Raw genomic sequence first — 13,990 nt, 5'->3', positions numbered from 1 at the left:
CCGGGGCACGATGCGCAGGCGCACCCGCCGCGCGCGGGGGCTGGTGCGCACGTCATGGCGGGGCGGCCAGCCGACATCACCGGGCGAGGGGAAGGTGCCGAGATCACCGGCGTCATTCCCTGCGTCGATCCCGGCATCGGGTCCGGCGTCATTCGCGGTATCGGGCACTGCTTCCGGCCATCCGGATCGGATTCCGGCAAACCGGCGCAACATATCTTTCAAGGGGTTCGTGGGGCTCATGTGTACGGGGCTTTACCTGTGCCTGTTTAGCGCATAGTATCGCGTCGCCTCGGGCTGGCCTTTACGCAAGACCCGCACTGGAGATTCGAGACATGCTCGCGTCAAACCGTTCCGCCTCCATCTGGGGCGGCTTTCTGCTCGCCGCGCTGGGCGCGGCTTTCTGCGCCTGGGCCGCCATTGCCCCGTCCGAGTCGCTGTGCGTCAGCACCGGCTGCTCGCTGTACCGCAACCTGACCATCTGGGGCCTGCCCCTGTGGTGGTATGGCACGGGTGCGTTCTCGCTCCTAGCCCTGTTCTGCATCTTCGGCAAGCAGGGCGCCGCGCGCGGGTTCGTATGGCTGATGCTGGCCGCCGACACGGCACTGCTGGCGCTGATGGCCCTCACCGCCCCCTGTGCAGCCTGCCTGGTGGTGGCCGCACTCATCGCCGGGGCCTTCGTGGCCATCCCCGGCGAACCGCGCCGCGACAGGCAACAACGCATTTCCATCCTGCTTCTGGTGTGGGGCGGCCTGTTCTTTGCCAACGGCGCGGCCCTGGCCACCGAGCGCGTCGGCGCCTGGAATCTTCAGGGACCGGAAAACGCGCCCGTCACCCTGTATTTCTCGCCGTCGTGCCCGGCCTGCCGCCAGGCCATCGCCGCCCTTGCCGGTGCGGCACCGGACACCGTGGCCTATCGCCCGGTGGCTGAAAACGACGACGACATCCTGGCCATCGAACAGATGCGCCGCGCCGTCGAACAGGGAGCGTCCGTGGCGGTTGCCCTGCGCAAGGCGGTGGATACACCTGCCGCGCCCACGATGTCCTTGTTCGATCAGGCCCGGCTGCGCTGGAAACTGTTGCGCAACAAGGCCCGCGTGCTTTCCACCGGCGCGGACCGGCTGCCGGTGATGCTGATGGCGGGCATGCCCCGCCTGCCCTTCGGCCACGCAGGGGATGGCGGCGCGCCGAACACGGGCGCGCCCTCTTCGCAGGCCCCGCGCCCTGCGGTCCCGCAGCAGGGTCCGTCCTCTCCGGTACAGGGCCAGGCAGGCAAGCCTACCCCAATGCCCGCAGGTCAGGACACCACACTGCCGTTTCTGACCAACGACTTTGCAGGCTGCGGGCAGACCCCTGCCAACAACGCCACCTGCAACTAGACGCCACGCGGGGCCATACGTCCTGCGCTGCCCCGCGCGCATCCCTTCGGAGCATGCGTTCCTCCCCTCCATGAGGTTCAGTTCGCCCAAAGCCCGGTCGGTTCACGCCCGGGCTTTTCCATGGTCGCGCCCCTCCGACAGCCCGTCGTACGGCAGTCGCTACAGGGCGCCGACGCCCCTTGCCTCAGGCCATCGCTGGCAAGTTGGTCAACCAATCAGAACCTGCAAGATTTGTTGACCTTTCGGGTGTTTCAGACTATGTGAAAAAAATCATTTTTTCAGACATCGCACTCGCGCACGTCGTGCGCGGGGTTTGTCCGGGGAGGCGACGCATCCCCCCTTTTCGCTTGGACAAAGCGGAAAAAACGCCGTATAGGGGGGTGCGCCGCAAGAGGCGCGCCCGCTAACCGCAACGGCAAAGAGTTCACATGACCATCAGGGACCTGCTCGCCGAGCACAAAGACGCCATCATCCACAAATGGATAGATGCCATGTATGGCACCTATCCGTTTGACACCGTAGGTTTCCTGCGCAGCAGCAGGGACCAGTTCTCCAATCCCGTGGGCCACACCACCGCGGCATCCGCCGTGGTCATCTTCGACGCCATTGCTGGCGACGATGTGGACGAGGCCCGCCTTTCCGAGGCCATAGAGGATGTCATCCGCATCCGGGCCATTCAGAATTTCTCCCCCGAACAGGCCGTGGGCGTGCTGTTCGTGCTGAAGACGGTGCTCCGCAAGATGCTGCGGGCCGCCATCGTTCAACACGGCCTGCACGACGAGCAGTTGGAGGTGGAATCGCGCATCGATACCGTGGCGCTCATGGCTTTCGGCAAATACGCCGCCTGCCGAGAACGCCTGCACATGATGAAAGTAGACGACTTCAAACGTGGATACGCACAGCTCCTGCGCAGGGCTGAACGTATATTGGACAAGCCGGTAGGGGAACCGGACACGCAGAAACCGATAGCCTAGCAGCGAGGTAACGGAATGTTCATTTCACTTTTAGCGGTCATTGCGCTGGGTTGCATCGCCTGGCTGGGAGCTGCCTCAGGCTTCCAGTATCTTATCGGGGTGGTGTTGCCGTATGCCGCGGTGCTCGTGTTCATCGGCGGTTTCGTCTGGCGGATGGTAGATTGGGCCAAATCTCCCGTGCCCTTCCGCATCCCGACCACGGGCGGCCAGCAGAAGTCGCTGGACTGGATCAAACCTGCCCGGCTCGACAGCCCCTTCACCACCGCTGGCACCGTGGGGCGCATGCTTCTCGAAGTGCTGCTGTTCCGGTCGCTTTTCCGGAACACTTCGGTCGAAATCCAGAAAGGCCCCCGCGTGGTCTACTATTCGGCCAAGTGGCTGTGGCTTTTCGCGCTGCTGTTCCACTACTGTTTCCTGTTGATCTTCATTCGGCACTTCCGGTTCTTCCTCGAGCCGGTGCCCTTCGCCCTGACGGCCATCGAGTTCGTTGACGGCATCATGCAGATCGGCGTGCCCCGCATGTTCATGTCCGATGTGCTGGTCGTGGCGGCGCTCGGCTTCCTGCTGGCCCGCCGCCTGTTCAGCGAAAAGGTGCGCTACATCTCGCTGGCCAACGACTACTTCCCGCTGTTCCTGCTGCTGGGCCTCGTGGGCAGCGGCATCTGGATGCGCTACTTCGCCAAGGTGGACATCGCGGCGGTCAAGGTACTGACCATGGGCCTCGTGACCATGAACCCCGTGCTGCCCGAAGGCATCGGCGCGGCGTTCTTCATCCACATCTTCCTGCTCTCGTGCCTGCTTGCGTACTTCCCGTTCAGCAAGCTGATGCACATGGGCGGCGTCTTCCTCAGCCCCACGCGCAACCTGCCCAACAACACGCGCGCGGTGCGCCACGTGAACCCCTGGAATCCGCCCAAGAAGTACCGCACCTACGCGGAATACGAAGACGAGTTCCGGGAACTGATGGAAGAAGCGGGGCTGCCTGTCGACAAAACCTCTGAAGAAGCCGCTGCCGCCGAGTAAGGAGCCGACATGTCCAAACTGCCAACTCCCGACAAGCTGATCGCGACCATCCCCGCCTTCCCCATGGAAGGGTGGATGGACACCAAGCCGGACTTCAAGCCCGGCACGTGGTGCTATCCGGCCAAGGTCGACAACATGAAGGCGCTCGGCATGCCGAACCCGCACGAATGGTCGGCCGACCAGGAAGACTGGAACCTGCCGGAAAACTGGGAAGAGATCATCTACGAAGGCCTCAAGTCGCGCCTGGCCAAGCACCGCTCGCTCAAGGTGTTCATGGACATCTGCGTGCGCTGCGGCGCCTGCGCCGACAAGTGTCACTTCTTCATCGGCACGGGCGACCCCAAGAACATGCCCGTGCTGCGCGCCGAGCTGCTGCGCTCGGTGTACCGCCGCGACTTCACCACGGCGGGCAAGCTGCTGGGCAAGCTGGCAGGCGCCCGCAAGCTGGACAAGGATGTCATCAAGGAGTGGTTCTACTACTTCTACCAGTGCACCGAATGCCGCCGCTGCTCGCTGTTCTGCCCCTACGGCATCGACACCGCGGAAATCACCGCCATTGCGCGTGAGCTGCTGCACGAGCTGGGCCTTGGCATCCACTGGATCATGGAACCGGTGTTCAACTGCAACCGCACCGGCAACCACCTGGGCATCCAGCCGCACGCCTTCAAGGAAATCGTCGAGTTCCTCTGCGAGGACATCGAGACGGTGACCGGCATCAAGATCAACCCGCCCTTCAACGAAAAGGGCCACGAGATCGTGTTCATCACGCCCTCGGGTGACGTGTTCGCCGACCCCGGCATCTACACGTTCATGGGCTACCTGATGCTGTTCCACGAAATCGGGCTGGACTACACCCTGTCCACCTACGCCTCGGAAGGCGGCAACTTCGGCTCGTTCACCACCTTCGACATGGCGAAGAAGCTGAACGCCAAGATGTACGCCGAAGCCGAGCGCCTTGGCTCCAAGTGGATCCTGGGCGGCGAATGCGGCCACATGTGGCGCGTGGTGCACCAGTACATGGACACCTTCAACGGCCCCACCCCGCCCAAGATGGAAGTGCCGAGGTCGCCCATCACCGGCACGGTGTTCAAGAACGCGGCGTCCACCAAGATGGTGCACATCGCCGAGTTCACGGCCGACCTCATCAAGCACAACAAACTGCGCCTCGACCCCAGCCGCAACGACCACCTGACCGTGACCTTCCACGACTCGTGCAACCCGGCGCGCGGCATGGGCCTGCTGGACGAACCCCGCTACGTGCTCCAGAACGTGTGCAACAACTACGTGGACATGCCCGAGAACACCATCCGCGAGCAGACCTTCTGCTGCGGCGGCGGTTCCGGCCTGAACACCGACGAAATCATGGAAATCCGCATGCGCGGCGGCCTGCCCCGCGGCAATGCCCTGCGGTACGTGCAGCAGAAGCACGGCGTGAACACCATGGCCTGCATCTGCGCCATCGACCGGGCCACCCTGCCCCCGCTGGCCAACTACTGGGCCCCCGGCGTCACGGTCTACGGTACCCACGAGCTGGTGGCCAACGCCCTCGTGATGCGCGGCGAACAGAAGCGCACCATGGACCTGCGGCAGGAAGAACTGCCCGGTATGGAGGATGAATAACCATGTATAACGGCAAATACATCATCCCCGGCATCGTGATCTTCGTCGGGCTGTTCACCTTTCCCTTCTGGTCCAACCTGCTGACGCCCAAGTACGAGCGCCCGCAGTTGGCCCTGCCCGCAGGCCAGAAGGAATGCATAGAACCGGCCGAATACATGCGCGCCGAGCACATGCACATTCTCGACGTGTGGCGCGACCAGGCCCTGCGCGAAGGCAAGCGCGCCTATGTCGCCTCCAACGGCAAGGTCTGGGACATCAGCCTGCAGAACACCTGCATGAAATGTCATACCAACAAGGCCGATTTCTGCGACAAGTGCCACAACTCCAACAGCGTGAACCCCTACTGCTGGGATTGCCATGTGGCGCCGAGGGGGAACCAGTAATGAGCACCACCAGAAGACAATTCCTGAAGATCGCCGGGCTTGCCGCCTTCGGCCTTGGCACCTCGACCGCGCTGGACGCGGCCACCGCAGACGCCAAGGACATGGAGGGCGCCAAGTACGACGTGGGTGGCAAGCATCTTGCCGCCAAGCGCTGGGCCATGGTCATCGACACCCGCAAGCTGGAATCGCGCGAGGATTTCGAGCGTATCATCCACGCCTGCCATTCGATCCACAACGTCCCCTCGATTCCCACCAAGCAGGAAATCAAGTGGATATGGACCGACAAGTATGACCACGTCTTTACCGACGACATGAGCCAGCACCTGTCCCCCGCCGTGCGCGAAAAGGACTACCTGCTGCTGTGCAACCACTGCGAAAACCCGCCCTGCGTGCGCGTGTGCCCCACCAAGGCCACCTTCAAGCGCGCCGACGGCATCGTGGTGATGGACTACCACCGCTGCATCGGCTGCCGCTTCTGCATGGCCGGGTGTCCGTACGGCGCGCGCAGCTTCAACTTCGGCGATCCGCGCCCCTACCTGAAGGACGTGAACCCCGCCTTCCCCACCCGCATGCGCGGCGTGGTGGAAAAGTGCACCTTCTGCTCCGAACGGCTTGAAGTGGGCCTGCTGCCCGCCTGCGTCGAAGCCTCGAACGGGGCCATCCTGTTCGGCGACCTCGACGACCCGAATTCGCCGGTTCGCAAGGCCCTTGCCGAGAACTTCAGCATTCGCCGCAAGCCCTCCATCGGGACCCAGCCCGGCGTCTACTACATCGTGTAGGAGGAGAAGCCATGATCGAGAAGGTTCTGAAAGGCTCCCCGGCGTTCTACATCTGGCTGCTGTTCCTCGGCGGCATCGCGAGCCTGGGCGTCTTCGCGTACATCTTCCAGCTGAAATACGGGCTGACCATCACCGGCATGAGCCGCGACGTTTCGTGGGGGCTGTACATCTCGCAGTTCACCTACTTCGTCGGCGTGGCGGCCTCTGCCGTCATGCTGGTGCTGCCCGCCTACTTCCATCACTACAAGAAGTTCAAGAAGATGATCATCCTCGGCGAGTTCATGGCGATCTCGGCCGTGCTGATGTGCATGCTCTTCATCGTCACCGACATGGGGCAGCCGCAGCGCATGCTGAACGTCATCCTGCACCCCACGCCGAATTCCATCATGTTCTACGACATGATGGTGCTGATGGGGTACCTGTTCATCAACGCGCTGGTCGGCTGGGTCACCCTGGAAGCCGAGCGCCACGATGTTGAACCGCCCAAGTGGATCAAGTTCTTCATCTACCTGTCGGTGGTGTGGGCGTTCTCCATCCACACCGTCACCGCCTTCCTGTATGCGGGCCTGCCCGGCCGCCACTACTGGCTGACGGCCATCATGGCCGCCCGCTTCCTGTCCTCGGCCTTCGCTTCCGGTCCGGCAATCCTGCTGCTGCTGGTCATCGCGCTGCGCCGCCTGACCGGGTTCGATCCGGGCCGCGAAGCCATCCAGACCCTGACCAAGATCATCACCTACGCCATGGCCATCAACGTGTTCTTCTTCCTGCTGGAAGTGTTCACGGCCTTCTACAGCGGCATGCCGGGCCACCAGCACCCGCTCACCTTCCTGTTCGTGGGCCACGATGGCCACGCCTCGTGGGTGGTGGGCTGGATGTGGACGGCGGCCGTGCTGGCCATCCTGTCGCTGTGTCTGCTCATTCCCCCGCAGTTCCGCGACAACGAGCGCGTGCTGCCGTGGGCGCTGGGCATTCTGGTCATCGCCAGCTGGATCGACAAGGGCCTGGGCCTGCTGATCGGCGGTTTTACCCCCAACCCCTTCGAGACGGTGACCATCTACACCCCCACCTTCCCGGAAATCCTTGTCACCGTGGGCGTATACGCCATCGGCCTGATGGTGCTTTCCGTGCTGTGGAAGATCGCCCTCGACGTGAAGAAGGAAGCGGGCACCTTCTAGCCGCTGCCTTTACCTGACCCGATCGCAAAGGGCCCGTGCCGTATCGGCACGGGCCCTTCTGCATGTTCGGACGCAGCTCCACCGCGCGGGACTGCCGCGCCCCCCATACCCTCCCCGGCTGCGTCGTTTGGCGGCAGTGCTTGCCAGCCCCGCCGCCATCCGGTGCAACGCCTGACAGCGCAACGATGCCCGCGCGCACTCAGCCATGCCACGGCCCGTGGCGCCAGCCAGGCCAGCCCGCCGCCACGGGGATCCTTGACAGGCCAAGGGGGCACAGGCCCAACATGGCACTGCCTCACACAGGACTTCGGCGGTCGAACACGGCATATGTCATGGGGGCCTGGCCCCTCCCTACCCGCCCCCTCAAACGCCTGCGTCGAGCCGTGTCCCGCCGCTGCGGCTTCGATCCGGGTCGCCCGCACACACCGGCAGGGGACGTTGCCATCGCCAATCCTGCGCGCGCCGGGGCACCTTACCCCCTCCAACGCAAAAGGGCCGCCCCCGAAGGTGCGGCCCCATGACAGTTGCTGCATGAAACGATTAGAATTTGTAACCTACCGAAAGGCCAACCACGTGGGTACGGCCATCGTGCGAGTTGCCGTCGTAGATGCCGTTGGTGGCATGGTTGTCGTACTCGGCGTCGGTGGCGACGATGTAGGTGTAGGAAAGGTCCACGGTATAGCTGTCCCAGTGGAAGCCCACGCCGGTGCTGTACAACTGGCGGTCGCTGGTGGGGATCAGGTAGTCGATGTGGTCCGCATCGGCGGGAGATTCGTCGTAGATGAAGCCCGCGCGCAGATCCATCCAAGGCGTGGCGGCGTATTCCACGCCGATGCTGTAACGCCAGGCGTCGTTCCATTCCTTTTCGGAATTCACGAGACGGCCGGTGCCAGCAAAGGGTGCGTCATGGTAGATGCCCAGGTTGTCATACAACGACCATCGGGTGAGAGTGGCACCCACTTCGATTCCAAGTTCGGGAATGGGATTGTAGGACACGCCAAAGGAAATCATGTCCGGCAGGGTCACCGCGCCATGTACGTTGCAGTCGCGGTAGGCACCAAGAATCAGCGGGTTGACCACAGCCGAGCCGGGAGTGAAGGAGTTGGTGCCATCGGCATTCTGCTTGACCTGGCTCTTGTAGCTGATGCCTGCGGCCCACTGCTCGTCGAACTGGTAGTGCAGGCCACCGGTGATGCCCCAGCCGTAGCTGTCGGCCTTGAGCTCGGAATCGATGTCACCGGATACGGGATCGGACGGGTTGTTGTTCATGTTGGTACCGTCGATCTTCTTGTTCATCTTCAGATCGAGGGTCATGAACTCGACGCCCACTGCGGCGGACAGCTTGTCGGTGATCTTGAAGGCAATATTGGGGTTGTAGGAGACCGTCTGGATTTCTGCGTCGTAGATGTTGTAGCGGCCCGCCCAGTTGGGATCGTCATATTCGGTGCCCAAACCGAAGCGCGTGTAGATGCCCATGCCCAGCCACAGGTTATCCTTAAGCTGGGTGGTCATGTAGCCGTGCGGAGGTGTCCACACGTTGTGGGCGCCTTCACCGGTATAGGTGTTGCCGCCGTAGTTCACGTCCACCTTGGCGTTAGGAACGATGGCGCTGAACCCGGCCATCACCTGGGTGCCTTCCAGCTGGGTCATCAGGGCCGGGTTGTAGGCCACGGCGGATGCATCGGGCTTGCGGGCCACCATGGTGCCGCCCAGCGCGTTGCCGCGCGCGCCCCATTCGTACAGGGCAAAACCCTCGGCCTGCGCGGTGCCCGCCAGGGCGGTGCAGACCAGCAGGCACGACACAGCCAACGATTTCAGTCGCTTCATGGATCTCCCCTAGAGTTTTGTATGCCTGCCGCCGAACGATGCGCACGCGCGAAGAGAGTCCCCCGGCGCGGCTTGGCGTCCAAGGGAGAACACACGGAACGTTCCGACTTTTTCAGGCAGAATGACGATTGCCGCTCCCCCGCGCGTTCCCTCTCGGCTTGTGGCCGAACGCACGTACCGGGGCACGGCACCCCTTAAGCACAATCGGATCTAGCTATCCGATTCGTCAACGATTTGCAACCATTCGGAAACACCTCGGAAACACGGAAAAAGCAACGCTCCCGCAAGCAGCAATGACGCTAGCGAACACCTCAGCCCCCGCCGCGGCCACCCCAGCCACAAGCAGATCACGGAGTGTGCAATGCCGAGCACAACGCAGCTGTCGCTGGCCTGAAACGCCCATCGGTGCCCCCGGGCACAACGCAACGGGGCGCCGGGAACCGACCTTTGGTCTGTTCCCGGCGCCATGCGAGCCGCGCGCCATGCGTGCGGCGTCCATCTCATTCGCTATTCGGACTCGACGTGGCGGTCTTCCCCGTTCTTCTGCCCGCCCCGCGCTCCGTTCCGCAGATCGGCCAAGGGCTCGTCCAGCAAACCCCGCGCATCCAGCACGGTCTCTATCTCGGTAACCAGACAACCGAAATCCACGGGCTTGGAGACGTAGCCGTCCATGCCCTCCGCCAGAAAGCGCTCCCGGTCCCCGGCCATGGCATGGGCCGTCATGGCAATGACCGGCACCCGCGACGGCATGCCCTTGCGGCCGCGCAACGCGCGTATCGTTTCCAGGCCGTCCATTTCGGGCATCTGGATGTCCATCAGCAAGAGATCGCAGGCTTCGTGTTCCAGCCCGGCCAGCACCTCTATGCCGCTGGACACGGTGATCACGTCGTGCCCCATGCGTTCGAAGAAATACACCGCCAGCTTGCGGTTGATCACGTCGTCTTCGGCCACCATGATGCGCAGCCGCCGGTTCACGCCCCGGATCACCGGCAGGCTGGCGTCGCGAGGGCGCGGGACAGTGGGTTCGCCCAGGGTAAAGCGCATGGTCAGCACAAAGGTGCTGCCCGCCCCTTCCTTGCTGCGTACCGTGATATCGCCGCCCATCATCCGCGCTATCTCACGCGAGATGGCAAGGCCAAGCCCGGCGCCGCCGTACTTCTTGGTCAGAAAATTCTCGGCCAGGGTAAACGGCTCGAAGATGCGTTCCCACTTCTCCGCGGCAATCCCCACCCCGGTATCCTCAACGGTGACACGCAACTCCACCGTGCTCCCCGAGTGAGCCTCCTGCGCTTCCCGCCCAACTCCGGGCATCTGGGAAGGAGCGCCGTCCAGCGACACCGACAGCGAGACGCCCCCCACCTCGGTATACTTGATGCCGTTGATGACCAGGTTGGTCAGCACCTGGCGCAATCGCGCGGCGTCGCCCATCAGCCGGTCTGGCACGTCGGGAGACACATCGCAGGCAAGGGTCAGGTTCTTCCAGCGGGCCTGCACGTCCAGCACGCGGACCAGATCGTTCACGGTCTCGCGCAGATTGAACGGTGCCTCGTTGAGGGCGATGCGCCCGGCCTCTATGCTGGACATGTCCAGCAGGTTGTTGACGATGGCCAGCAAGTCCAGCCCGGCCTGGCGCACCATGCCCAGGCACTCCTCCTGCTCGCCAGCGGGTCCGGCGGCCAGCAGCAACTCGGTCAGCCCGATGATGCCGTTGAGAGGGGTGCGCAGTTCATGGCTGATGTTGGCGAGGAACTGGGTCTTGGCGCGGTTGGCCGATTCCGCCTCCACTCTGGCCTGTTCCAACTCGCGGGTGCGCACGGCCACCTCTGCGGCCAGGTTCTCGTGGTAGCGGCGGTTTTCCGCGCGCAGCCTTCCCTGCTCAATGGCCAAACGCACCCGGTGGCCCAACACCTCCAGGTCCATGATGGGCTTGAGGATGAAATCCCAGGCACCCCGGCGCACCGCCTCGATGGCGTCCTGCATGACCCCGGTGCCGGACACCACGATGGTGGGCATGTCCGGACGCTCGGCCGCCAGCTCGCGCAGCACGTCCAGGCCGTCAAGACCGGGCATGCGCAGATCGACCAGCACGGCATCCGGCTGCACCGTGCGCACCAGTGCAAGGCCGGAGCGGCCATCGGTGCCTTCGTGCACGTCGTAGCCAAGGTCTTCGAGATAGGCAGTAATGCTGCGTCGCACCATCGTGTCGTCATCGATGACGACCACGGTGGGGGTATCGGATGGGGAGGCCGGACCGGATGAGCCGGCGGAGGGGGGGAGGCCGCCGGTGGGGCTCATGCCCGCACCGGCCCGGAAAGACGGCGGAAAATGCCCTGCACCAGATCGTCCATGTTCTGCAACGGCTTGATGTACACGTCGTCACGTTGCACGCCGATGGCGATGAGTTCCGAGGGCAGCTTGTAGTTGGTCGAGCCGGTATGGATGAGATAGCGCAATGTGGGCAGCACCTGATGTGCGCGAATGATGAAATCGTTGCCGCTCATTCCCGGCAGGCGCATGTCGATGATGCCCACGTCCGGTCGATGGCGTTCCAGCATGTCCAGCGCGTCCTCGCCACTGCCTGCCGTAACCACCCGGAATCCCTCATCCTCGAAGTACGCCTCGAGGTTTTCGCGCACCATCTCTTCGTCATCCACCACAAGAATGAGGATGTCGGCATTGTTCATAACTACCCCGTACTGCCCTATGCTTCCCCCGCCCGGTGCGCCTCTTCTTGGAACAGGCGACCGCTGTTTGAAGAACGATCGCCGGATACATCATATGCCAGACGCGGCACTGCGTGCAACGCCCGAATGCGTGCCTGCCCGCGCGCGCATAGGGGCGTTGCACGCAGGCGCGCCAGAATCCTCCGCGTCAGACGGCTAAGAGGCTTCGCGCACGATGGCCTGCTCCCGCCGCAACGGGCACCACGTGGGGCGGTCCTGCGCGGGGTCCAGCGGGCGGTGCTTGGGGGTGGAAAGGTTGCAGCGGGCGGGTTCGCCCTGGCTGCAGAAGGGACAGTCGCTGCACTTGCGGACGACGATGATCATGAAGGTATCCTTGGTGCCGCGCGCTGGCGCGGGCTACAGCATGTTGACGGGGTCAAGATCCAAAGAAATGCGCAGATGACCGATGCCCGGCGTGGCGCCCGCCGCCCCGAACAGCGAACGGATGCTCGGCCAGTCGTCGGCCTTCAGCAGGCACTGAAAACGCTTGCGCCCGCGCAGCAGCGGCAGCGGTGAAGGGGCTGGCCCCAGCACCTGCACGCCGCGCTCGCGCCCCTGGGCGCGCACCGCAGTGGCAAAGCGGGCCAGTTCCTCTGCCCCGCCCGTGAAATCCATGGGATAGCTGATGCGCACCAGCGCCAGTCGCACGAACGGAGGGTACCTGCGCCGCTGGCGGATGGCAATCTCGTGGGCGTAAAAGCCCTCGTAATCCGCCGTGCGCACGAAATTCCAGCAGTAATGGGAAGGGTCGCGGGTCTGGATGAATACGCGGCCCGGCTTTTCGCCGCGCCCGGCACGCCCTGCGGACTGCACCAGCAACTGGAAGGTGCGCTCCGCCGCCCTGTAATCGGGCAGATTCAGGCCAAGGTCGCCGTCTGCCACCACGGCCAAGGTTACATCCGGAAAGTGGTGCCCCTTGGACAGCATCTGGGTGCCAACCAGCACCTGCGCCTCGCGCCGGGCAAAGGCCGCCAGGATTTCCTCCATCCGGCCCGGCCTTCTGGTCGAGTCGCGGTCCAGCCGCAGCACCTTGCCCCCGGCGGGCAGGTGTGCCGCCAGGGTTTCCTCCAGCTTTTCCGTGCCCTCGCCCATGGGCAGATAGTGCATGCACTTGCAATTGGGGCAGGTGGCCGGATACGGCACGGAATGGCCGCAGTAGTGGCACACCAGCCGTTCGCGCCCCTTGTGGTAGGTAAGGCCGATGTCGCAGTGCGGGCAGCGGGCCACCGTGCCGCAGTCCAGGCAGTACATCAGCGGGGCGTAGCCGCGCCGGTTCAGCAGGATAACCGCCTGCTCGCCGCGCTCCACCGTTTCGCGCAGGGCCGCGCCGCTCCGGGCAGCCAGCACCGAATCGGTGGAGGCAAGGTCCTTGATGTCCACCAGTTCCACGTCGGGCAGGGTGCCGCCACCAGCCCGCTCGGGCAGGGTCGCCATGGGCAGGCGGCCTTCGTGCATGGCGTGGAAGGTCTTCACGTCCGGCGTGGCGGAACCCAGCACCAGCAGCCCGGCGCCCTGCCCCACCCGGAACCAGGCCACTTCCTTGGCCTGATAGGCCAGCCCCTCGTCCTGCTTGAACGAGGTGTCGTGCTCCTCGTCCAGCACCACCACGCCCAGATCGGGCGCGGGCAGGAACAGGGCCGAGCGGGTGCCCACCACCAGACACGGTTCGCGCCGGGCCGCCAGCGCACGAAAGGTGCGTTCGCGCTGGGCCGGTCCCTGGTAGCCGTGGAAAAAGAACAGCGGCGCGCCGGGCAGGCGTTCGTTCACGTCGCGGCGCAGCTTGCAGGCCAGGGCCACCTCCGGCGCCAGCAGCATCACCGAACGACCCCGCGCCAGGCATTCGCGTGCAAGGTCCAGGTACACCGCCGTCTTGCCGCTGCCGGTCACGCCGTACAACAGGCGGTGTTCCGCGCGCGGACCGTCCAGCGCGGCCAGAAAGTCGTCCAGGGCCGTACGCTGGTTCGCGTTCAGTTCAAACGAAGCATCCGGCGGGCCGTACAGGCAGGCCGGGCCTTCGCCCTCGGCGGCCTCGTCGCAGGCGCATTCGCCGTCGTCCCGCCGGGTCACCGCCACAAGCCCGCGCTTCAGCAGCCCCTCCAGCGCCGTGGCC

General features: G+C 64.3%; 12 protein-coding genes. 7 read left to right on the top strand and 5 right to left on the bottom strand.

Translation table 11 applies throughout. The features are described 5' to 3' along the window. Nucleotides 1-332: 332 nt before the first annotated feature. The 7 genes from FVW27_RS15605 to dsrP all read left to right on the top strand — a co-directional run bounded on the left by FVW27_RS15605 (nucleotide 333) and on the right by dsrP (nucleotide 7,330). A complete protein-coding gene (locus FVW27_RS15605) occupies nucleotides 333-1,376 on the top strand; it encodes a single stranded DNA-binding domain-containing protein (RefSeq protein WP_167126852.1) in 1,044 nt (347 codons plus the stop codon). 428 nt (nucleotides 1,377-1,804) lie between these two features. Next, nucleotides 1,805-2,350: an RsbRD N-terminal domain-containing protein gene (locus tag FVW27_RS15600; RefSeq protein ID WP_167126849.1), complete on the top strand. Its 546-nt coding sequence runs from the start codon at nucleotides 1,805-1,807 to the stop codon at nucleotides 2,348-2,350. A gap of 15 nt (nucleotides 2,351-2,365) precedes the next feature. Next, a complete protein-coding gene (gene dsrM, locus FVW27_RS15595; RefSeq protein ID WP_167126847.1) occupies nucleotides 2,366-3,373 on the top strand; it encodes a sulfate reduction electron transfer complex DsrMKJOP subunit DsrM in 1,008 nt (335 codons plus the stop codon). A gap of 9 nt (nucleotides 3,374-3,382) precedes the next feature. Next, entirely contained in the window at nucleotides 3,383-4,993 is a 1,611-nt protein-coding gene (gene dsrK, locus FVW27_RS15590; protein WP_012611238.1) for a sulfate reduction electron transfer complex DsrMKJOP subunit DsrK, read from the top strand. Between the two features lie 2 nt (nucleotides 4,994-4,995). After that, nucleotides 4,996-5,376, top strand: coding sequence for a sulfate reduction electron transfer complex DsrMKJOP subunit DsrJ (gene dsrJ / locus FVW27_RS15585; protein WP_035063930.1), 381 nt, complete (start codon nucleotides 4,996-4,998; stop codon nucleotides 5,374-5,376). Further along, nucleotides 5,376-6,155: a sulfate reduction electron transfer complex DsrMKJOP subunit DsrO gene (dsrO, locus tag FVW27_RS15580; protein ID WP_167126844.1), complete on the top strand. Its 780-nt coding sequence runs from the start codon at nucleotides 5,376-5,378 to the stop codon at nucleotides 6,153-6,155. Before dsrJ ends, dsrO begins: the two co-directional genes overlap by 1 nt. 11 nt (nucleotides 6,156-6,166) lie before the next feature. Beyond that, nucleotides 6,167-7,330: a sulfate reduction electron transfer complex DsrMKJOP subunit DsrP gene (gene dsrP / locus FVW27_RS15575; RefSeq protein WP_167126841.1), complete on the top strand. Its 1,164-nt coding sequence runs from the start codon at nucleotides 6,167-6,169 to the stop codon at nucleotides 7,328-7,330. Nucleotides 7,331-7,870: 540 nt separating this feature from the next. On the opposite strand, the gene FVW27_RS15570 is transcribed toward dsrP, so the two are convergent. From FVW27_RS15570 to priA, 5 genes are all read right to left on the bottom strand, one after another. Further along, nucleotides 7,871-9,157: an OmpP1/FadL family transporter gene (locus tag FVW27_RS15570; RefSeq protein WP_167126838.1), complete on the bottom strand. Its 1,287-nt coding sequence runs from the start codon at nucleotides 9,155-9,157 to the stop codon at nucleotides 7,871-7,873. 507 nt (nucleotides 9,158-9,664) lie between these two features. After that, nucleotides 9,665-11,452, bottom strand: a complete 1,788-nt coding sequence (locus tag FVW27_RS15565) for a response regulator (RefSeq protein ID WP_167126835.1) — start codon at nucleotides 11,450-11,452, stop codon at nucleotides 9,665-9,667. Beyond that, on the bottom strand, nucleotides 11,449-11,841 hold the full coding sequence (locus tag FVW27_RS15560) for a response regulator (RefSeq protein ID WP_167126832.1): 393 nt from the start codon (nucleotides 11,839-11,841) through the stop codon (nucleotides 11,449-11,451). Before FVW27_RS15560 ends, FVW27_RS15565 begins: the two co-directional genes overlap by 4 nt. A gap of 195 nt (nucleotides 11,842-12,036) precedes the next feature. Next, nucleotides 12,037-12,204 (bottom strand): hypothetical protein, encoded by a 168-nt coding sequence (locus tag FVW27_RS15555; protein WP_167126829.1) that lies wholly within the window; start codon nucleotides 12,202-12,204, stop codon nucleotides 12,037-12,039. Nucleotides 12,205-12,237: 33 nt separating this feature from the next. Then, a partial coding sequence (gene priA / locus FVW27_RS15550) for a replication restart helicase PriA (protein ID WP_167126826.1) occupies nucleotides 12,238-13,990 on the bottom strand: 1,753 nt, incomplete at its 5' end.

The organism is Nitratidesulfovibrio liaohensis (assembly GCF_011682075.1).
GTDB classification, from domain to species: Bacteria; Desulfobacterota; Desulfovibrionia; order Desulfovibrionales; family Desulfovibrionaceae; genus Cupidesulfovibrio; species Cupidesulfovibrio liaohensis.
This window is presented reverse-complemented; position numbering and strand designations above follow the sequence as displayed.

Bases quoted from the DNA above. Each gene is read 5' to 3' on its own strand.
- FVW27_RS15600 (WP_167126849.1), top strand. From the start codon at position 1,805: ATGACCATCAGGGACCTGCTCGCCGAGCACAAAGACGCCATCATCCAC.
- dsrO (WP_167126844.1), top strand. From the start codon at position 5,376: ATGAGCACCACCAGAAGACAATTCCTGAAGATCGCCGGGCTTGCCGCC.
- dsrJ (WP_035063930.1), top strand. From the start codon at position 4,996: ATGTATAACGGCAAATACATCATCCCCGGCATCGTGATCTTCGTCGGG.
- dsrM (WP_167126847.1), top strand. From the start codon at position 2,366: ATGTTCATTTCACTTTTAGCGGTCATTGCGCTGGGTTGCATCGCCTGG.
- FVW27_RS15565 (WP_167126835.1), bottom strand. From the start codon at position 11,452: ATGAGCCCCACCGGCGGCCTCCCCCCCTCCGCCGGCTCATCCGGTCCG.
- dsrP (WP_167126841.1), top strand. From the start codon at position 6,167: ATGATCGAGAAGGTTCTGAAAGGCTCCCCGGCGTTCTACATCTGGCTG.
- FVW27_RS15555 (WP_167126829.1), bottom strand. From the start codon at position 12,204: ATGATCATCGTCGTCCGCAAGTGCAGCGACTGTCCCTTCTGCAGCCAG.
- FVW27_RS15570 (WP_167126838.1), bottom strand. From the start codon at position 9,157: ATGAAGCGACTGAAATCGTTGGCTGTGTCGTGCCTGCTGGTCTGCACC.
- dsrK (WP_012611238.1), top strand. From the start codon at position 3,383: ATGTCCAAACTGCCAACTCCCGACAAGCTGATCGCGACCATCCCCGCC.
- FVW27_RS15605 (WP_167126852.1), top strand. From the start codon at position 333: ATGCTCGCGTCAAACCGTTCCGCCTCCATCTGGGGCGGCTTTCTGCTC.
- FVW27_RS15560 (WP_167126832.1), bottom strand. From the start codon at position 11,841: ATGAACAATGCCGACATCCTCATTCTTGTGGTGGATGACGAAGAGATG.